At 54.9% G+C, this 20391-nt stretch carries 16 protein-coding genes, 1 tRNA gene and 2 pseudogenes; 14 read left to right on the forward strand and 5 right to left on the reverse strand.

All coding sequences use genetic code 11. From position 1 onward, the window contains the following. Positions 1-5 precede the first annotated feature (5 nt). From ACTCIA_RS04500 to ACTCIA_RS04535, 8 genes are all read left to right on the forward strand, one after another. Positions 6-479, forward strand: coding sequence for a hypothetical protein (locus tag ACTCIA_RS04500; RefSeq protein ID WP_463000609.1), 474 nt, complete (start codon positions 6-8; stop codon positions 477-479). Between the two features lie 101 nt (positions 480-580). Then, entirely contained in the window at positions 581-1777 is a 1197-nt protein-coding gene (locus ACTCIA_RS04505) for a HAMP domain-containing protein (protein ID WP_463000610.1), read from the forward strand. 136 nt (positions 1778-1913) lie between these two features. Continuing rightward, a complete protein-coding gene (locus tag ACTCIA_RS04510) occupies positions 1914-2936 on the forward strand; it encodes a hypothetical protein (protein ID WP_463000611.1) in 1023 nt (340 codons plus the stop codon). Between the two features lie 67 nt (positions 2937-3003). Beyond that, the gene (locus ACTCIA_RS04515) at positions 3004-4104 is read left to right on the forward strand and encodes a response regulator (protein ID WP_463000612.1); all 1101 of its coding nucleotides are present in this window, start codon (positions 3004-3006) and stop codon (positions 4102-4104) included. 73 nt (positions 4105-4177) lie between these two features. Next, complete coding sequence (locus tag ACTCIA_RS04520; protein WP_463000613.1) at positions 4178-4543, forward strand: hypothetical protein; 366 nt, start codon at positions 4178-4180, stop codon at positions 4541-4543. A gap of 79 nt (positions 4544-4622) precedes the next feature. Next, positions 4623-7004, forward strand: coding sequence for a GspE/PulE family protein (locus tag ACTCIA_RS04525; protein WP_463000614.1), 2382 nt, complete (start codon positions 4623-4625; stop codon positions 7002-7004). Between the two features lie 34 nt (positions 7005-7038). Further along, a complete protein-coding gene (locus ACTCIA_RS04530) occupies positions 7039-7509 on the forward strand; it encodes a PilZ domain-containing protein (RefSeq protein WP_463000615.1) in 471 nt (156 codons plus the stop codon). Between the two features lie 62 nt (positions 7510-7571). Continuing rightward, the gene (locus tag ACTCIA_RS04535; protein WP_463000616.1) at positions 7572-8582 is read left to right on the forward strand and encodes an adenylate/guanylate cyclase domain-containing protein; all 1011 of its coding nucleotides are present in this window, start codon (positions 7572-7574) and stop codon (positions 8580-8582) included. Between the two features lie 47 nt (positions 8583-8629). Here the strand turns inward: ACTCIA_RS04535 and ACTCIA_RS04540 are convergent, their stop codons facing one another. The 4 genes and pseudogenes from ACTCIA_RS04540 to ACTCIA_RS04555 all read right to left on the reverse strand — a co-directional run bounded on the left by ACTCIA_RS04540 (position 8630) and on the right by ACTCIA_RS04555 (position 11215). Continuing rightward, the gene (locus ACTCIA_RS04540) at positions 8630-9136 is read right to left on the reverse strand and encodes a chemotaxis protein CheW (protein WP_463000617.1); all 507 of its coding nucleotides are present in this window, start codon (positions 9134-9136) and stop codon (positions 8630-8632) included. Positions 9137-9452: 316 nt separating this feature from the next. Beyond that, positions 9453-10290, reverse strand: a pseudogene (locus tag ACTCIA_RS04545) (methyl-accepting chemotaxis protein); the annotation flags it as partial. Between the two features lie 33 nt (positions 10291-10323). Continuing rightward, positions 10324-10902, reverse strand: a pseudogene (locus tag ACTCIA_RS04550) (cache domain-containing protein); the annotation flags it as partial. A gap of 215 nt (positions 10903-11117) precedes the next feature. Continuing rightward, positions 11118-11215, reverse strand: a tRNA-Sec gene (locus ACTCIA_RS04555). 67 nt (positions 11216-11282) lie between these two features. On the opposite strand from ACTCIA_RS04555, the gene ACTCIA_RS04560 reads away from it, so the two are divergent. From ACTCIA_RS04560 to alaS, 6 genes are all read left to right on the forward strand, one after another. Next, positions 11283-12434 (forward strand): M20/M25/M40 family metallo-hydrolase, encoded by a 1152-nt coding sequence (locus ACTCIA_RS04560; protein ID WP_463000618.1) that lies wholly within the window; start codon positions 11283-11285, stop codon positions 12432-12434. Then, positions 12431-13606 (forward strand): nickel pincer cofactor biosynthesis protein LarC, encoded by a 1176-nt coding sequence (larC, locus tag ACTCIA_RS04565; RefSeq protein ID WP_463000619.1) that lies wholly within the window; start codon positions 12431-12433, stop codon positions 13604-13606. The genes ACTCIA_RS04560 and larC overlap by 4 nt, the downstream gene beginning before the upstream one ends. A 43-nt stretch (positions 13607-13649) precedes the next feature. After that, positions 13650-14123 (forward strand): phosphatidylglycerophosphatase A family protein, encoded by a 474-nt coding sequence (locus tag ACTCIA_RS04570; protein ID WP_463000620.1) that lies wholly within the window; start codon positions 13650-13652, stop codon positions 14121-14123. A 16-nt stretch (positions 14124-14139) separates the two neighbouring features. Next, positions 14140-14766: an RNA 2',3'-cyclic phosphodiesterase gene (gene thpR, locus ACTCIA_RS04575; RefSeq protein WP_463000621.1), complete on the forward strand. Its 627-nt coding sequence runs from the start codon at positions 14140-14142 to the stop codon at positions 14764-14766. Between the two features lie 124 nt (positions 14767-14890). Further along, positions 14891-15961, forward strand: a complete 1071-nt coding sequence (gene recA / locus ACTCIA_RS04580) for a recombinase RecA (RefSeq protein ID WP_463000622.1) — start codon at positions 14891-14893, stop codon at positions 15959-15961. 9 nt (positions 15962-15970) lie between these two features. Beyond that, positions 15971-18625, forward strand: a complete 2655-nt coding sequence (gene alaS / locus ACTCIA_RS04585; RefSeq protein ID WP_463000623.1) for an alanine--tRNA ligase — start codon at positions 15971-15973, stop codon at positions 18623-18625. On the opposite strand, the gene ACTCIA_RS04590 is transcribed toward alaS, so the two are convergent. After that, complete coding sequence (locus tag ACTCIA_RS04590) at positions 18577-20385, reverse strand: extracellular solute-binding protein (protein ID WP_463000624.1); 1809 nt, start codon at positions 20383-20385, stop codon at positions 18577-18579. The two genes, alaS and ACTCIA_RS04590, sit on opposite strands and share 49 nt — an antisense overlap. Between the last annotated feature and the right edge of the window lie 6 nt (positions 20386-20391).

Here is a 20391-nt window from a genome sequence, read left to right on the forward strand (position 1 = left end):
ATTGCATGACAACTGTTTTTTCAGGTGATATTTCCAGGATGGTATTAAAACGAAGCCTGCGGGCCGATCAGGGCGAGGTCTCCCTTGACAGCCAGATGCTGCAGGTGCTCATGGAACTCGACGGTAAAAAAAGGCTGAGCGAAGTCTCCCAGTCTCTGCAAATGAGCATGAAGGAACTGCGTACCGTGGTCCAGAAGCTTCATCAGCTCAAGCTCTGTGAAGTGGCCGAAGAAAGCATGCCCGTGCTTGACCGGGATTTTATGAAATTTCTTTCTTCCCAGCTTTCCCGGGCCATGGGGCCCATTGCGGATGTGGTGATCGAAGATGAGATCCGGGAGATGGGGGAGACGGCCAGCCGGTTCCCCGCCCATAGGGCAGCCGAGCTTGTGGACTTGCTGGCCCGTCAGATCTTGCGCGAGGAAAGAAAAGTGGCCTTTCAGCAGGCCATGGTCAAAAAGCTGCGGGAAATCCAGGCATAATCCGGGATTGATCCCTTGCTGAACAAGAAAAGAATTCCTTTGAAGATAAAGGAAAATGATTTTATTTCATGCTGCCAACAATTGACCGAGGAGGATAGATCATGACGGTGATTTGCGAGGAATGCGGAAAGGTTTATCATCTGGATCCGGATAAGCTTGAGCGCTATAGAGGCCAAAGTATACGTGTCCGGTGCGGAGAATGCGGCCATGTGACCCAGTTGTCCAGGTTGATGGAAACCACGGAACTGCCAGAGGAAACCTACTCCGAACCTTCCTATGCGACTGCCGATACGCCGCCGGAGGATGCGGAAGATGCCGGACTATCCCCGGGGCAGCCGGGCGAAGAAGAGTCTTCGGCTGTAGCCGGCGGCTCGGATTATTCAGGCGGTGATTCTTCTTCCGGCGGATGGATCGGGCTGCGCGGCAAGATGTTTTTCCTCTTTCTGGTCATCCCGGTTATGCTGATGGCGGTTTCGGGCTATTTTTCATACATGCAGATCGACAAGCTGACCACGGAGATCACTGATCAGAGCACCGAATTGGTTGCCGAGGCCGGCCAGGAGCAGCTGCTTCAAAAAGCCAGGGATGTGGCTGTTCAGTGTGAAATTTATCTGCGCACCCATCCCGAGCTTGAACGTGAGGATTTCAGCTACGATCCCACTTTCAATCAGATTGCCGTGCAAGCCGTTGGTGAAAGCGGTTATACCTGTTTGATCGAAGAGGAAACCGCGAACCGGGACTCGATTATATGGGCGCACCCCAATCCCAATCTGATCGGCATTCCGGATATCGACACCCTGCGCAAAGCATTGGGCCCGTATTTTGAAGGATTCTATGAGATCCTGGAGAATTCCTGGGGCAGAAATGTATCCACCGGAACATATATGTGGAAGGACACAGACGGTGACCTGAGGGAAAAATACATGGCCATTGCCCCCATTAACATCGAGGGCAAAAAGTTTTCCCTGCTGGCCACCGCCTACATGGATGAATTTACGGAAAGAACCGAGGGGCTGCGCGAAAATGCCGAGCAGATGACAATGGAGACCCGCAATATCAACCTTGGAATTCTGGGCGGCGCGATTCTGATTATTGGTTTTTGTATTATAGTTTACGGATACCGCCTGACCCGCAAGATTCGCTACCTGACCGAGGCGGCCGACCGCATCAGTGTCGGGGATCTGGAAGCCGAGATTGAAGTGCGTTCCAAAGATGAAATCGGCAGCCTTGCTGAAGCGATTTCCCGGATGCAGGACAGTCTGCGGTTTTCCATTGAGCGGCTCAGAAGACGCAGGTAGCCCGGGATTCGGGCAGGGCAAATTGTGATAAAAAGGCGATGCGTCCGCCCGTGCCGGCGCATTGCCTGTTTGCTTTGCCGTCAGCCGTATCATTGTCGCAACTGAAGATCGTTAACAATACAATGTGGAAAAAGAAATGTTTCTGATTCCCAGAGAAAAGCCGGTCGTTGAAAATTTAAACAGCTACTACGTTGATATTGCCAGGCTCATTGAACATTACCAGGGCGAGCTGGGTGCCGGCGTGGTCCATTTTCAGTCTCCGGTTTCCGAGGCGGTGCTTTTTTTTGACGAGCAAAGCATTGTCAACGGATTTTTGGACCACCGGCGACAGCATTTTCACGGCACGGATGCTGTTGAGCGCGTTGTTGAAGGCGCAGGCCGAAACAATTTTACGATTTCGGTTTATCGGATTCTGCCGGAGCGACTCTATTTCTGGGCCAATCTGCCGAAGTCAAAGGTTGTGTATGCGGATTTGACCTCCGAGTTTACCAATCTTGAGGGGTTGATTCGAAAACTGGAGGCAGAGAAGTTTACAGGCTATATTGACGTGGAGGTCAAAAACGCACAGGGCGGCCTGCTGTTTATTTACAAAGGGGAAGTCATCGGGGGCTCTTCAGCTGATGGTGCCGGCAACCTGGACCGCTCCGAGCAGTACCGGCAGGATCTGATTCAGCGGTCCAAGGAATATGGCGGCAATTTTAACGTCAGCCGGGTGATGCTTGATGAGCCAGTGACCGCCAAAAAATCTGCTCCGGAACGGGCCGGGAACAGCGGCAAAGCCGATTCCGGTTCCAGGGAGGCAAAGATCGATTCGGCCCGGGTAATGGAGATGCTGGGAGGGTTGTTATACGCCCTGGAATCCGTGGTGCGGTCTAACCGCAAAATCAGAGGCGATTTTGAAACCCTGCTGAACCGCAAGTTCGTGGAAAAGGTGGACAAATATGAATTCCTGGATCCGTTTGCTGCGGAATTCCGGTATGCCGAGGGCAAGGCGCAGTTTACCGGAAGCGCTGACCAGAAAAAGCTGGTGGCCGCGGTAGCGGAATGTGTCACCGAGATCGCCGAAAGCCACGGTTTGCTGGTCCGCCTGCAGAAAAATCTCGAAGTCTGGCGCAGGGAATTCGCTGATGAAATTTCTGCATTTGATATAAGATTGTAGCGCACCGCCGGTTTTTAACGGCACAGGCAGCGGAGAAAACCGCCGGAATCCATATAAATAGGTGATCATGACACCAAAAGTGCTCATAGTCGATGATGATGCGGTCTGGCTCCAGCTCATGGAGCAGGAGCTGAAGCAAAACGCCCCGCCTTTTACAGTGGCAACCACTGAAAGCGGCCAGGAGGCGCTGGATATACTGGCCGCAGACCATGTCAGCGCTGTGGTCAGTGATTTGCGGATGCCGGGAATCGATGGTTTTGAGCTGGTAAACCGGCTCAGCCGGGATTACCCGGATATTCCGGTGATGATTGTCACCGCCTATGATCGCCCGAAGACCCGGGAAGTGGTTTTTAAAAGCGGGGCCAGCGACTACATGGTCAAGCCTTTGAGCACGGAAGACCTGATCGAGCGCATCAACCGGATACTCAGAACCCAGGCGGAAGGCGGAAGCCTGCACAATGTTTCCCTGGAAACATTTCTGCAGCTCATTGAAATGGAAAGCCAGACCTGCACCCTCCGTGTGACCCGCAAGACCGGCAATCAGCTGGGCGTGTTGTTTTTCAGGGAAGGGGAGTTGATCAATGCCCGCCTGGGCGGTCGGCAGGGTCCCGAGGCGGCCTATGAAATTCTTTCCTGGTCCGGGGTGTCGCTGACCATTGAAAATTTTTGTCAGGTCACCGAAAAGCTGATCGACGGGGGCCTTCAGTCGATGCTGCTAAATGCCATGCGCCAGAAGGATGAAAACCGGCCGGATTTTTCGCCCGATGAAAATCCGCCAAATGACCAGATTCTACTCGACAGCCCCATTTTCACTCAGTCCGAGGAACCAGCGGAACCCTCTGAAACCGACGCTTCCCCGTCCGGTTCAGGAGACAACAAAAAGTCCTCTCCCTCCGGGGCTTCTGCTGCAGGGCGGTCCAAAGGCAAATTGGAATCCATATTCGGACAGGTTTCCGGAGTGGAGGATATATACGAAGATCAGCGTTATGCCGGTCTTTTGCAAGAAGCCGCGCGGATCGGAAAACTTTTCGGCAGCGGAGAGCTAAACGCGGTTTATGTGAATCAGAAATCCACGGGCCAGCGGGTGATTGTGCCAGGCAGCCAGGTGAGCGTGATACGGATGAGCCATGATGTTTCCCGGGACCGGATCATTGATCTGCTGCTATAGGGGTTTTTAAAATTTTCAAAAAAAGCCGGTTCCGCAGGGACGCAAATGCGTTATCAGGTGCACGGAAAGGGCAATGAAAGATATTTTCAAGGATATTATCACCATCGAAGGCGTCCACGGCGTTATCGTCATTGCCGGAGACGGGCAGGTGGTGGCCAGTGAGTTTTCTTCCGGATATGGCGATGAGCAGTCGCGCCTTGGCAGGTTTGACTGGGCGTCTTTTGCCGGTGAATTATCCGGGATCAATGAGGCAGAATTCGTTTTTGACAGCAAGCGCCTGTATGTCCGAAAGGCCAGGCCGGGTTATGTGCTGGTGCTGATAGATGATCTGGCCCCGGTTTCAATGGTAAGGCTCAATTGTGAGATCCTTCTGCCATCTCTGGACCGGATGAAGCCGGGCCGAAAGTTTGGCCAGATATTTAAAAGACGCAAGGCCTGATTTATTTGTTTTTGTTAAAATGCGGCTGCATTTGGATCCGGCAGCCTGTACTGTTTTGCGAATCAAAAAGGATGGAAACATGGAGACCGTGGAAAAACAACCCGGTTTCGACTCCCGGCAAAAGGTTGCAGAAGCATACGAAGCCCACGGATTATACGAAGAAGCCATATCCGTATACCGGGATATGCTTGAATCATTCACTGATTTAACCGAAGCGACAAGGGCCGAAATCCAAAGCAAAATCGATTCCCTGAGCCAGGAGGCCGAGGACCTGGACCAGGACGTGGCCAAGGAACTGTCCACCGAAGACGTCTCGCACATCAAATCCGGGCTTTCCCTCGGGGAAAGCGCTCCCGAGGTCTATGACAGTGCCACGGCCTTCAAGGAACTGGGCCTGTACAAGGAAGCGGTAAAAGAATATCAAAAGCTTTTTTCAGCCGATTATCCGGTGGACCAGTTTTATGCAGATTTGCTGGAGTGCCTTTTTGCTTTGTTTCCGCCGACCGAGGTCATTGAGCGCATCGATGCCATCGGCCAGGAAAATCAGCTTTCAGAAAAAATCCGGGCGGACATGAAATACGAGCTCGGCCTGGCATTTGAGCATCGCGATTATAAGGAACTGGCTGCTGAGTGTTACAAATCCGTTCAGGGAATTGATCCGGTCTATCCCAAAATCAAGGAAAAGCTGGCTTCCGCAGAACCGGGCGAGCGGTATGAATCCCGCTATGACTATCTGCTGCGAAATGAGGTTGTCACCACTGATCAGCTCCAGAAGGCCCTGGGCATATCCAAACAGCTCAAAAAGAGCGTGGAGCAGGTGCTCATGGAGCAGTTCAAGGTGCCCAAGGAGGAGATCGGAAAATCCTTATCCGCTTTCTATCACTGCCCCTTCAAGGAATACAATTCAAATATGGAGGTGCCCTACGAACTTCTGGCCAACCTCAAAAAGCCCTTTCTGCTCCAGGACTTATGGGTGCCCCTGAAATGGGAAATCGACCACATCGAAATTCTGCTCGACGACCCCAAGGATCTGCGCAAGCTCGATCATGCCAAGGCCCTGTTTAACACCAGCAAGTTTGTCTTCTCTGTTGGCATCAAGGAAGACATTGAAGCCATTATCAATCATTTTTTTGTTGGGAAAAAATCAGCCAAGTCTGAACAGCAAAGCCTTTCCACTACTGAGGCCTTTGAAAGTCTGCCGGAAATCGAATTCGAAGAAGAAGATGAAGAGGATGAAGAAGATTTTGAAGGCTATACCGAGGCCTCCGGCAAGGTGGTCCGGCTGGTGGATCAGGCCCTGATCACGGCATTCCGGAAAAACGCCTCGGATGTTCACGTGGAACCATCGCCCATCACCCGGCGCACAAAGATCCGTTTCCGCATAGACGGGGTTTGCCAGGACTTTCTGGAAGTGCCCAATACCTTTGCCAATGCCTTGTTGTCCCGTATCAAGATCATGGCCGGGCTCGATATTGCTGAACGTCGCATGCCCCAGGATGGAAAAATCAAATTTCGGCGGCGGGGCGTTCCTCAGTTTGAACTCCGTGTGGCCACCCTGCCCACAGCCGGAGGTCTGGAAGATGCGGTGATGCGTATTCTGGCTTCAGCCGGCGCCATGAAAATCGACGAAATGGGCATGACCGAGCGCAATCTTGAAGTCATGCGGCGGGGTATTTCCAAGCCCTATGGGCTGGTTCTGTGCGTCGGGCCAACAGGTTCGGGTAAAACCACAACCCTGCATTCAGCACTGCATCACATCAATACTCCCGAGCGCAAGATCTGGACCGCTGAAGACCCGGTGGAAATTACCCAGCAGGGCTTGCGCCAGGTGGAGGTGCACAAAAAGATCGGGCTGGATTTTGCCCGTATCATGCGTTCGTTTCTCCGGGCTGACCCGGATGTTATCATGGTCGGTGAAATGCGGGATTACGAAACCGCTTCCATTGGTGTGGAGGCCTCCCTGACCGGCCACCTTGTGTTTTCCACCCTGCATACCAATAGTGCCCCGGAAACCGTGACCCGGCTTTTGGACATGGGGTTAAATCCTCTGAATTTTTCCGATGCGTTTATCTGTGTGCTGGCCCAGCGCCTGGTGCGCCGCCTGTGTCCCAACTGCCGGGAGGCTTATCATCCCACCCGGGAGGAATTTGATGAGATTGTTGAAATCTACGGCGAGGATGCATTTGACCAAACCGGTATTGCCTGGTCCGAGGATCTGACCATCTACAAGCCCAAAGGCTGTGATCAGTGCAGCAGCGGTTACAAGGGCCGGATGGGCATCCATGAACTCATGGACGGCTCCAAGGAGATCAAGCGGATGATCAAGCGGCAGGCCAGTGCTGAAGAGCTTTTCAACCAGGCAAGCCAGGAGGGTATGACCACGCTGGTTCAGGACGGCATTGCCAAGATGTTTGCCGGATTCACGGATATGAGCGAGGTGCGCCGGGTGTGCATCACCTGATGCCCTGAGATTTAAAAAAAAGGAAGCCGATCCGTTGCTTGACTCCCTGAAAACGCGTTTGCGGGGACTTGTCCGGCGGATTCTGCCCGGAACCCGGCCAAAACAGTTGTCCCCTCAGGTGCCGGAGCCGGACAGCAGTTTTGATAAGCGCTCTTTTGATCGCTACCAGATTACCTTCCCGGTACGGATTTCCGGAAAAGATTCCCACAACCGCCCTTTTAAGGAAATCACCCGCCTGCAGGACGTGTCAGGCAGCGGAGCATTGTTTTTGTCCGGTTTTCCGGATCGCTACCACGTGGGCCAGGATATAGACGTGGCCATTATGCTCGATGCCGCCGAAGACGTGCGGGCCTGCATCCGAAACCAGGCAAGCGTGGTGCGCATCAACTGCCCGGAGGCTTGCGGCGCCAAACCTGACGCCGGACTTCAGGGCATTGCTGTTTGCTTCCACCAGGCATTTGATTTTCAGCGCATGGCGCCTGAAGAAAACGGATGCCCTGAATGAAGCGGCGGAATCGGAAAAATTACCTTAGTGCTGTCGGCCGGATCCGGACGGCGGCTGTGTTGATGGCCATCTTCCCCGTTCTTCTGTTGCTTTTTCTTTTATTTCGGCTGTCCCCTGATCCGGCCGGGGATCTTCTCTGGGTGCTGCCCCTGGCCTTGGCAAGCATGGTTTCCGGTTATATCTTGCTGCGCCGGCTGGCGTCCCAGATCCGGGAACTAATGCAGGCCACCGGGCGGATCGGGCAGGGGGGAGAAGCGGAGTTGGCAGAACTGCGCGCGGACCGGGAGTTATCCGACATTGCGGGTTGTTTTCATTTGCTGCAAAACCAGGTTGAGGAATTAAATCGCAAAAATCAGCAGCAGGCCACCCAGTTGATGGTCTATGCCAGGGATCTGGCCCTGTCCTATCAGCGCAGCAAGCGTGAAGAGCAATTGCGAAACCGTCTGAGCCGGTATGTGGGAAACAACCTCGTGGACAAGCTCATTAACCTCAAGGAGGGGGTTTTTCTGGAAACCGAGCGGCGCAATGTCACCGTGCTGTTTGCCGATATCCGTTCATTTACCACCATTGCAGAGCGTATGGCCGCAGAAGAGGTGGTGGAAATGCTAAACGAATATTTCAGCGTTATGGTGGATATTATTTTTAAAAACAACGGCCTGCTTGACAAGTTCGTGGGGGATCAGCTGATTGCCGTATTCGGCCTGGTGGACACAGGTGGCAATGCGCCGGCAAATGCCATTCGCACCGCCATTGAAATCCAGGCGGCCACCGATGCCATGCGGCGGCGTCGAATGGCTGCCGGATTGGAATATTTTGAACTCGGCATCGGGATCAACACGGGAACGGCCATTATCGGAAATATCGGATCGGCCAACCGGATGGATTACACGGTCATCGGTGATTGCGTCAACGTGGCGGCCAGGCTTGAGCAGATGGCCGCCGGCGGTGAGATCATCATTGGCGAGCAGACCTATCTGGCCAACACGGAGAATTTCGCGTTTGAATGCCGGGGGCAGGTCCACGTGAAAAACAAGCTGGATCCCGTGGTCTGCTACCATGTGCTGCGTTCCTGAACCCGGTTGATCCGGGGTGGTTTTAACAACCCGCCTGTTATTTCTGTTTATCCGCTGGTACGGGTCAGGGCATTCATTTCTTCGGCGGATAAGACCTTGTCGATATCCAGAAGAATCCTGACAGCGGATTCTGTTTTGGCCATGCCGAGGATGAAATGGGTGTTTGCCTGCATGCCCATCGACGGTGCCGCCTCGATTTGTCCTCCGGATATATTCAGGACCTCGGAGACTTCGTCGACGACAATGCCGATAATGAGGGCAGTGTCACTTTTTTGGACCTGGACCACGATAATACATGTTTTCCACGTCAATTTCTGTTCCGGCATGCCGAATTTGAGGCGCAGGTCAATTACGGGTATGACTTTGCCCCGCAGGTTGATGACACCTTTTACATGATTGGGGGTTTGGGGGATCTTTGTAATTTCCAGCATGCCAATGATTTCCTGAACTTTCAGGATCTCCAGGCCGTACCCTTCATCCCCGAGATGAAAAGTCAGGTATTTCCCGGCCAGTTCAGACATGTCCATGGCGTTTTCTGCTGCCTGATTGTTCATGGTGCCTCCGGTTTATTTTATCACAGGGCGGTCCTGTCAGACCGCCCTGTTTGCATTTATTGTTTTTTCATGTATCAGAATTCTTTGAAATCATTATCGTCCAACGGGATTACCTGATCTGCGTCATTTGACCGGTGTCTTCCGGTAAGCTTTTTGGTGGTTTGTTTCTGCTCCCTTTTTTCCGGCTGATGCGATGACTGTTGTTTGGGGCGAAACCTGGCCGTGGATTGCCGTGAATATTCTGACCGGTTGCTTGCCCCGGCAGCGCTGCCTGCCACAACCGCTTCCAGTTCGGCAACCATTTTTTCCATTTCTGTAGCCTGAGAGGAAAGTTCCTCGGCTGCACTGGCAGATTCCTCTGAATCCGCGGCATTTTGCTGAACAACCTTATCCATTTCAGAAACCGCGACATTGACTTGTTCGATTCCCTGGGTCTGCTCCTTTGAGGCGGCGGCGATTTCTGATATCAAGGTATTCACCTTGGCCGAGCTTTCCTTGATCGAATTGAGCTGCGTGGCGACCTCTTCGGCAACGTTGACGCCATTGTTGGCGTTTTCCTGGGATTTTTCAATAAGCTGGGATGTGTTCTGGGCGGCCTCGGCGCTTCGCTGGGCAAGGTTTCTGACCTCTTCGGCAACAACGGCAAAACCCTTGCCGGCTTCGCCTGCACGCGCAGCTTCCACTGCGGCGTTAAGTGCCAGAAGATTTGTCTGGAAAGCAATATCATCAATGGTTTTTATAATTTTTGAGGTTTCGTTGGAAGACTCCTTGATTTCATTGATGGCTGCATTCATTCGCTCCATGGATGAGACCCCTTTGTCAACAACCTTGGAAGTCTCCTTGACAGCATTGTCTGCCTGATCCGCATTCTGGGAGTTTTGGCGGGTCTGTGCCGCCATCTCCTCAAGGGAGGAAGATGTTTCTTCAAGGCTTGAGGCCTGTTCACTGGATCCTTCCGCCAGGGACTGGCTGGTGGAGGCGACCTGGCCGGAGGCTGAAGCGACCTGCTCGGAACTCCTGTTTAAATTGTCCACGATATTCATCACCCGACGGCTGATGCCGTTGGCGAAAAAGATGACAATCAGCATTGTGGCGCCCAGGAAAACAATGGTCATGATTGTCATGAAATTGCGGATGGAATTGGCTGTTCCCATGAAATCATCAGCTGTCTGGGTTGTTATAACGCTCCATCCGGTAAGGTCCACGGGTGCAAAACCCCCGATTTTTTTATCCCCTTTGTAAATGTAGTTTTTCACCCCTGTTTGACCGTTTGTTGCCTCCCGGGCAATTTCTTCCATGCCAGGCAGTTGGGTTATGTTTGTCTCCAGGATAAGGGTTTCATCCGGATGAGCGAGAATCAGCCCTTTTTGATTCACCAAAAAAGGATACCCGGTTTCGCCGATTTTGACAGAAGTGATTTTTTCAGCGATAAAATCAATTTTAACAATTAATGCCAGAATACCCGCAAATTTGCCATCCGGGTTCTGGACCGGGCTGGCCACCGGCACCACGACATCGCCCGTGACCTTTGATTTTATGGGATTGCCCACAAGGGTTTTTCCGCTCTTTGCTTTTTGGAAATAAGGCCTGTCAGCAATGGAGACATCCCGATATGCGCCTTTGTTGCCGTCTGAATAAATGACACCTTTGGGATCGGCCAAAAACATGGCTTCATAATCATGACCGATGGATTCCATTATACCGGAAAGTCTTTTGTCCAATAATTCCGCTTCAGCGGCCGCACTTTGCCTCCCTGTTTCAACCACTGCGGATACCGCTTATCCGGGCAATACGGGTTTCCCATGAATAGACATCCAAAAGCGCACCGGTAATGTTTTCAATTGTTGCGCTTTGGATGGGCCGGAGCCGGGGGGGCGCGGGTATGCTTGCCAAGTTTGGCAAACCCTGATATAGGTCTGAAAGAAGAAAACAGGAAAAATTAGATGGGCTTGGAAAGTTAACTTGCTGAAAACAATTAAAATGGCGGAAGTGCATGGGAATCGAACCCACCCGGGACGGTTTTAACGCCCCACACCGGATTTGAAGTCCGGGAGCCCCACCAGTGAGCTGCGCACTTCCGCATGGATCTGTAAAACAATAGTGATTGTGTATTTTTTGTCAATAACATCTTTGGGGTGATTGTGCAATGGTCAACAAAAAACGGCTGGCAGAAACCTTTAAAACCCTTGTATCCATCGATTCCGTCTCCCGGGAAGAGGGACGGGTCTCGCGTGAAATCCGAAAAATGCTCGAACCCTTAAACCCGGAGGTCTTTATCGATGATGCGGGCCGTCACACCGGAAGCGATACCGGCAACCTTATTTTGCGGATTGCCGGCACCCGGGATGTGCCCCCGCTGATGCTAAATGCCCACATGGACACGGTGGAGCCGGGCCGGGGGGTCAAGCCCCGGTTTGTTGACGGGGTGTTTTACAGCGACGGCACAACCGTGCTGGGCGCAGATGATAAAAGTGCGCTCGCCATCATCATTGAAACCGTTTTATCCCTGCATGAAAACAACACGGATCACGGTCCCCTGGAACTGGTGTTTACCATATGCGAGGAAATCGGACTGCAGGGGGCCAAGAGCCTGGACTTTAGCCTGATTTCGGCCAAATACGGCTATGCCCTGGACACTGCGGACACTGAAACCATTATCACCCGGGCGCCCACAGCCAATCATTTTGAACTGGTGGTTCACGGAAAAGCCGCCCATGCCGGGGCTGAACCTGAAAAGGGGATCAATGCCATCGTGCTTGCCAGCCGGGCCATTGCTTCTCTGGAACTCGGCCGCATTGACGAGGAGACCACCGCCAACATCGGGGTGTTTCAGTGCGAAGGGGCCACCAATATTGTTCCCGAGACCGCCCGGATCAAAGGCGAGGTCAGAAGCCATGATCCGGCAAAGCTGGACGCAGTGACCCGCAAAATTCTGGATGCCTTTGACGCCCAGGCCCGCACCTGGCCCCGGGAGCAGGACGGACAAAACGTTCCCCGGGTCACGGTTGACCTGACAAACGAATTTCCAAGGACCCATATTCCGGAAGAACATGCAGTGGTGCGCATGGCCAAGACCGCCGCGGCGCGCCTGGGCAGGGAACTGGTCTGCCGGCGCACCGGCGGCGGGGCGGATGCCAATATTTTTTTCGGAAAAGGCATTGTCACCGGGGTGATCGGCACGGGCATGCGCGAAATCCACACGGTGAGGGAAAACATTGCCGTTGATGACATGGCCCGCACCGTTGAACTGCTCACCGAGATCATTGGCCTGCACGCTCACGGGGATTATCGTCCATGATTGCCTATTTTGATTGTTTTTCAGGCATCAGCGGGGACATGACCCTTGGGGCCCTGGCGGAACTGGGCGTACCCGTGGACTGGCTGGCGCAGAATATCAAAGACCAGCTGGGGTTGGATGATTTCCGGCTCACGGACCGGCGTGTGAAACGTTGCGGCATTTCGGCCACGTCTGTCAGCGTTGAGGCGGAAAACGGACCAGAGCGCGATTACCAGGCCATCTCGCAGATGATCGCCCAAAGCCGCCTGTCCGAGCCGGTCAGGCAGATGAGTCTGGCCATGTTTGACCGGATGGCTGAAGCCGAGGCCAAAATCCATGAATGCGAAAAGGCCCATGTTCATTTTCATGAAGTGGGCGGCGTGGATGCCATTGTGGACATGGTGGGAACGGCCATGGGCATTGATTACCTGGGTATTGAAAAGGTGTTCGCCTCGCCCCTGCCCCTGGGCTCGGGTACGGTCACCTGCAGCCACGGTACCCTGCCCGTGCCGGCGCCGGCAACCGTGGCCCTGTTAAAAGGGGTGCCGGTATACGGCTCCCAAATTCCCTTTGAGCTGGTCACCCCAACGGGAGCGGCCATTATTACCACCCTGGCCCGGGGTTTCGGCCCGGTTTGCGACATGGTGGTGGAAAATACCGGCTACGGCGCAGGCTCCCGGGATTTGGAGGCGCGCGCCAATGTTTTGCGCATCATCACCGGCAGCAGCCCGGATGCCGGGGCGGATGCCATGGTCATGGTGGAAACCTGCATTGACGATATGAATCCCGAGATTTACGCTTATGTGTCAGACCGGTTGTTTGCAGACGGTGCCCGGGATGTTTATATGATACCGGTTTACATGAAAAAGGGCAGGCCCGGGGTGCTGCTGCAGGTGCTGTGTGACAGCGAACGCCAACAGGACCTGATGTCACGGATTTTAAGCGAGACCAGCGCCATCGGGGTGCGATATTACCCGGTCCGGCGCCGGGTCCTGGAGCGCAGGACTGTTGTGGTCACAACCCCTTATGGCGATATTGCGGCCAAGCAGGTCAAAACCCCGGAAGGCGGCTGGCGCATGGCGCCTGAGTATGAATCCTGCCGCCGTGCGGCAGAGGCCTGCAATGTTGCTTTGCGCGCGGTTTATGAATCGGCTCTGGCCTGTTTTGCCCATGACGCGGACCAAAAGCATTAATGAACAATGCCTTGACACATACGGCTGCAGATTATAGAAACAAATGAATTTTATCTCCAAATTGTCCGTGGCTGTGGCCACGGGCGGCTATATCGGCAAAATTGCCTTTGCCCCGGGCACCTTTGGCTCGCTTCCGGGCCTTTTGCTGTACTGGGTCATGGCGCAGATGCACACCGGCTATGCCGTGGTGCTGACATTGGCCGTGATTGCAGCGGCTGTCTGGTCTGCGGGACGGGCCGAGGCCGTGATGGGGCAAAAAGACCCCGGAGCCATTGTAATTGATGAGATTGCGGGCATGGCCGTTGTTTTTGTGGGGCTTCCCCTGTCCTGGCCCCTGGCGGTTTCCGGTTTTGTGCTGTTTCGGATTTTTGACATCATAAAGCCCTTTCCCGTGGGGTGGCTGGAACGGCGGTTTGACGGCGGCCTGGGGGTGGTCATTGATGACGTGGCCGCAGGCCTGATCTGCCGGGTGATTCTGGCCGCAGCCCTGGCCGTGTTGCCGGCCGGCTTCGGGTAAGAGGCCCTGGATGCCCATGAGTGACAAAGACACCCAACAGGACCGGACACAATCCCAAACGGGCGATTTTGTGCGGGCTTTTATCGCAGTGAGCCTGCCCGGTGAAGTGACAGCGGCCCTGGCCGATCTGCAGGCGCGGCTCCGGAAATCCGGCCTGAAAATGAAATACACGGCCCCGGAAAATATTCACCTGACCCTGAAATTTTTGGGCCCTGTGCCGGCTTCGGCCGTAAAAGCGGTTTCTGCCGCCATAGCAGATGCGGTTTCCGGTTTTTCCAAAATGTGTATAGACGCCCGGGGTCTTGGGGTGTTTCCCGGTATTCGCCGGCCCAGGGTCATGTGGACCGGAATCGGGGGACAGACCCAATATCTGGCATCCTTGCAGCAGGCCGTGGAAGAGAAAATGGCGGAGCTGGAATTTGAAAGGGAGAACCGGGAATTTACCGGGCACTTGACCCTGGGCCGGTTTAAGGCAAAGCCCGATCCGGCCGGTGTTGCAGATGCCATTGAACAATTCGGCGATTTTTGCACAGGCCCTTTTGAAATACAATCCGTGCAATTGTTTGAAAGCACCCTGACCCCGAAAGGCCCGGTTTACAGGGTGATTTCCGGCCACGGGCTGGACGCAAACCCCATGGTTTAATATATTTTTGGCCAAACACACGAAATCCATTTTGCAGCCTTGCAAAAAATGATTGTCACCGGCACAAGCGCCGGGGATCCTGGTTTTCAGGCAAGGGGCATGACACATCCTTCAGGAGGCGGATATGAGCAAGTCCATGGACAAGGAAAAGGCGGTGCAGACAGCCATTGGTCAGATCGAGCGCCAGTTCGGCAAGGGATCGATCATGAAGCTGGGCAGCAACACCATCATTGATATTCCGGCAATCCCCACCGGTTCCATTGCCCTGGACCTGGCCCTGGGTATCGGGGGCATTCCCAGGGGAAGGGTCACCGAGATCTACGGGCCCGAAGCCTCGGGCAAAACCACTCTTGCCCTGCATGCCGTGGCCGAGGCCCAGCAGCAGGGCGGCATTGCCGCGTTTGTGGATGCCGAGCACGCCCTGGACACTGCTTATGCCAAAAAGCTCGGAGTCAATACTGATGAACTGCTGGTTTCCCAGCCGGATACCGGGGAGCAGGCCCTTGAAATCGCTGATATGCTGGTGCGAAGCGGGGCCGTGGACATCCTGGTCATCGATTCGGTGGCCGCTTTGGTGCCCCGGGCGGAAATCGAGGGGGAGATGGGCGATTCCCACATGGGCCTTCAGGCCCGGCTCATGTCCCAGGCTTTGCGCAAGCTCACCGGCACCATTTCCAAAACCAACACCTCCCTGATCTTTATCAACCAGATTCGGATGAAAATCGGGGTGGTTTTCGGCAATCCCGAGACCACCACCGGCGGCAACGCCCTGAAATTTTATTCTTCGGTGCGCATCGAGGTGCGCCGGACCGGGTCCATCAAGGAGGGCCAGGAGGTGATGGGCAACCGCACCAAGGCCAAGGTGGTCAAAAACAAATTGGCCCCGCCGTTTAAGGAAGCTGAGTTTGATGTCATGTACGGCGAAGGCATCTCTGCCGCAGGCGATCTGCTGGATATGGGGGTCAAGGCAGGGGTCATTGAAAAAAGCGGTTCCTGGTATTCCCATGACGGCCAGCGTCTGGGCCAGGGCCGGGAGAACATCAAGAAGTTTTTCCACGAAAATCCGGACCTGCACGCCAACCTGCGCGACCGGGTCAAGACGGCCCTGGGCCTGACCCCGGGCAAAAAGCAGGAGGCCACAGCCGAAGCCGGCCAGGAGCCCGCCGGCGGCGAACCCGAAGCAGCGGAAAAATAGGGGAAGCTCATGACGGGAAATGAGATCCGAAAGAAGTTTTTCGACTATTTTGCACAAAAAAATCACCAGATCGTCCGCAGTTCCTCGCTGGTGCCCCGGGATGATCCCACCCTGCTGTTTACCAATGCCGGCATGGTGCAGTTCAAGCGGGTGTTTCTCGGCGAGGAAAAGCGCGCCTACAACCGCGCGGCCACTTCCCAGAAGTGCCTGCGGGCCGGGGGCAAGCACAACGACCTGGAAAACGTGGGCTACACGGCCCGGCACCACACCTTTTTTGAAATGCTGGGCAATTTTTCCTTTGGCGATTATTTCAAAAAAGAGGCCATCGGCTATGCCTGGGAGCTTCTGGTCGATGGTCTGGGTCTTGCCCCAAAGGATTTGTGGGTCACGGTTTATCTCGATGACGAGGAGGCCTTTGAGATCTGGCGCGATCATATCGGCGTGGACCCGGAGCGCATTGTCCGCCTGGGCGAGAAAGACAATTTCTGGTCCATGGGCGAAACCGGCCCCTGCGGTCCCTGCTCGGAGATTCTCATCGACCGGGGCGCGGCCGCCGGCTGCGGCTCGCCAGACTGCATGCCCGGATGCGAGTGCGACCGGTACCTGGAAATCTGGAATCTGGTGTTTATGCAGTACAACCGCTCAGAAGACGGGCAGATGACCCCGCTTCCCAGGCCGAGCATTGACACGGGAATGGGTCTGGAGCGCATTGCCTCCATTATCCAGGACGTGCCCACCAATTTTGACACAGACCTGTTTACCCCCATCATCGATGTCATCGAATCTCTGTCCGGCCGTCAGATGGGAGTTGATGACACAACCGATGTGGCGGTCAAAGTCATTGCCGATCACAGCCGGGCTGCGGCGTTTTTGATCGGAGACGGGGTGCTGCCCTCAAACGAGGGCAGGGGATACGTGCTGCGGCGCATCATGCGCCGGGCCATCCGCTACGGCAGAAATATCGGTCTGACCGAGTCGTTTTTGCACAAGACCGTGGAGCCGGTTTTTGAGATCATGAAGGAGGCCTATCCGGAGCTGTTTGAAGACCGGGTGTTTATCACCAATGTGGTGAAAAACGAGGAAGTGCGGTTTCTCGAAACCCTGGATCACGGCCTGAAACTGCTGGCGGAAACCATGGAGCAGATGCAGCGGGAAAGCTCCACCGTGGTGCCGGGAGAGGTGATTTTCAAGCTCTATGACACCTTTGGCTTTCCCGTGGACATTGTCCGGGACGTGGTGCGCGACAAGGGCCTGGATCTGGACATGGACGGTTTTGACAAGGCCATGGCACAGCGCCGGGAACAGTCACGCAGCGTGACCGCATTTTCGTCCATCAGTGAGGCCTACCGCAATTTTTCCGCCTCTACGGACCAGCGGCCGGAATTTGTGGGCTATGACCGGCTGACCTGCGAGTCGACCCTCATGCTGCTGGTGGTCGACGGTGCAGCCGTGGATGAAGCCCAGGCTGATTCCCCCATTGAGGTGGTGGCGGAAAAAACGCCTTTTTACGCCACATCCGGCGGTCAGGTGGCAGATACGGGCACAATATCCGGGCCCGGCTTTGAAATCCGGGTGGAAGATACCTTCAAGGACCCCACGGGCCTGATCATCCACCGGGGCCGGGTGGTTTCGGGCAAGGTGCGCAAAAACGACACCGCCACCCTGGCCGTGGACCCGGAAAACCGGCGGGACACGGCCCGCAATCACACGGCCACCCATATCCTGCACAAGTGTTTGCGCCAGGTGGTCGGAGAGCATGTGCGCCAGGCCGGCTCGCTTGTGGGCCCGGACCGGCTGCGCTTTGATTTTACCCATTTTTCCCGGATCGATGCCGAAACCATTGAGGAAATCGAGATTCGCGTCAATGAACGCATCCGGGAAAACCTGGCCGTGTCCGTGGAGGAGATGGATGCGGAAGAGGCTTTTAAAACCGGGGCCATGGCCCTTTTTGAGGAAAAATACGGCGACCGGGTCCGGGTGATTTCCCTTGAGAATTTCAGTCAGGAGCTGTGCGGGGGCACCCATACCGGGCGAACCGGGGATATCGGCGTTTTTAAAATCGTCTCCGAGGCCAGCGTAGCCTCAGGTGTGCGCCGCATCGAGGCCCTGACCGGGCGGGCGGCATTTGCCCACATCCAGGAGATCAACCGGTGCTTAAATGAGGCCGCCCGCCTGTTAAAGGACCGGCCCGAGGCCGTGGCCGGCCGGGTGGAGGACTTGCTTGCCGGGCAGAAAAACCTGGAAAAACAGGTGGAGCAGCTCAAGCTGAAGCTGGCATCCGCGTCTGCTGACCAGATGGGCGATGAGGTCAGTTCGGTCAACGGTGTCAAGGTGGTGGCCAAAAGCGTTCAGGCAGACAACCCCGGGGCCCTGCGCAGCATCGCTGACCAGTTCCGGGAAAAGATCGGATCCGGCGTGGTGGTGCTCGGCGCGGTCCAGGGGCAAAAGGCGCTTTTGATCGCCGTGGTGACCAAGGATTTAACAGACCGCTTCCATGCCGGAAACATCATCAAGCATGTGGCCGCAGAAGTGGGCGGCGGCGGCGGCGGCCGGCCGGACATGGCACAGGCGGGCGGCTCCAGGCCCGAAAACCTGGAACAGGCCTTAAAAAAGGTCTATGAACTGGTTGGCGAAGAATCTTCTGAAAACACTTCGTCAAAATAGATTGCCGGCGCTTTTGGCGGCAGGGACAAATCCCGCTTTACCGCTTCTTTGAGCAGGGCGTCGGCATCCGGGTCGTGCCACCAGTAGGTCAGCGCGCTCATCTCATTGCCGTATTTCGACAGCACCGTGGCCGGGGTGCCGAACTTGTTCCAGTACAAAAGCCGGGTGTAGTCGATGTTCCACAGCAGGACATAAGGGTGGGCGGCAAATACGATTTGATCGATCTGCCGGCAGATTCGGTGCCGTTTTTCAATGTCAAATTCGGTTTTCTGGGTCTTGATGAGCCGGTCCACCTCTGGATCTGAAAATCCGGAGATATTGGCGCTTCCCTGCCTGTCGGCCTCCTCTGATGCCCACATCCCCTCGGGGTCCTTAAACATGGATGCGCCCCAGGCCGCCCATGTCATCTGAAAATTAAATTCATCCATGTCCCGGGCCCAGGCGGCCCAGTCCTTTTTGTCAATCACCAGATCAATGCCCGCATCCTTTAAGTCCTCGGCGTAAATGGACAGAAATTTTTCAGATGCCGCATCCCGGGATAAAAACCGGATGGTCAGTTTCCGGCCCTGTTTTTCCCGCCATCCGGTCTCGGGGTTGACCTGCCAGCCGGCCTGGTCAAGCAGCCGGCGGGCCTGCTTTTGATCGACTTTGATCAGCGGGTTCGGGCACGGGTTGGCATCGGAGTAAAGATCCTCGTAATAGGAGCGGTGCAGAAAATACTGGCTGTACATCAGGGTCTGGTTCATTTTTTTCCGATCCAGCAAAAGGGCCATGGCCTTTCGTACGCGAACATCGTCAAAGGGCGGCTTGCGCATGTTCATGGCAAATCCCTGGAAGCCCACCGGCTTGTGGTTGTGGATCTTTTGCTTCAGGATGTGGTTGCGCAAAAAAGAATCCCCTGTTGTTTCCTGGATCCAGATCCTGGAGGTGTAGACCGGAAACAGGTCAATCCTGCCATTTTTAAAGGCTTCAAAGGCGTTTTGCCGCTCTGCGTAAAACCGGAATTTCAAGGTGTTGAAATTGTATTTCCCCTGGTTTCGGGCAAAACCGGCCTGCCACCAGTTGTCTCTTTTCTCCATTTCCAGAGACGTGCCTTCCCGGATTTGTCCGGGCCTGTACGGACCTGAGACCACGGGAAAGGAAAAGTTGATCTTGTTAAAATCCTTTCCTGAAAAAGCGTGTTCGGGAAGAATGTTGAGCCCGCCCAGGGCCAGCAGATTTTTCCAGTGGACCGATTCTGCGGTAAACCGGATGGTGCGCTCATCGATGATCTCAGGGGGCTTGAACCGCTCCAGGCTGACCTTGTGAGATCCGGTCATATGGGCCGGGTCCATGATCGCCGCATAGGTCCAGGCCACATCGCCTGCGGTCACGGGCCGTCCGTCGCTCCAGCGCGCATCCGGGTCCATGTGAAATGTAAAGGTTTTTTTGTCTGCCGATATTTCCCATTTTTGCGCAAGCCCGGGTTCATATTCCAGGTTCGTGGGGTGCAGGGACAGCAGACTGTCATACATCAGGGAAAACAATTGAGAGGACAAGACATTGTTGTCTGTGTAATAGTTCATGCTTTTGGGGTACTGGCCCCCGAACATGCAGATTTCCCCGCCCTGTCGGGCCTTTTGCGATGCCACGGGGTCGGGGCGGTCCTGCCACCCGGGTTCCGGAAAGGTTTGCGCCGGGCACGGCGACGCGGCCAGTATCCATAAAAGTGCCGCAACAGCTGTCGCAAGAAACCGGAACGTCAGCGCCTTGTTTCCCATTTGCCG

It is taken from the genome of Desulfosalsimonas sp., assembly GCF_055149105.1.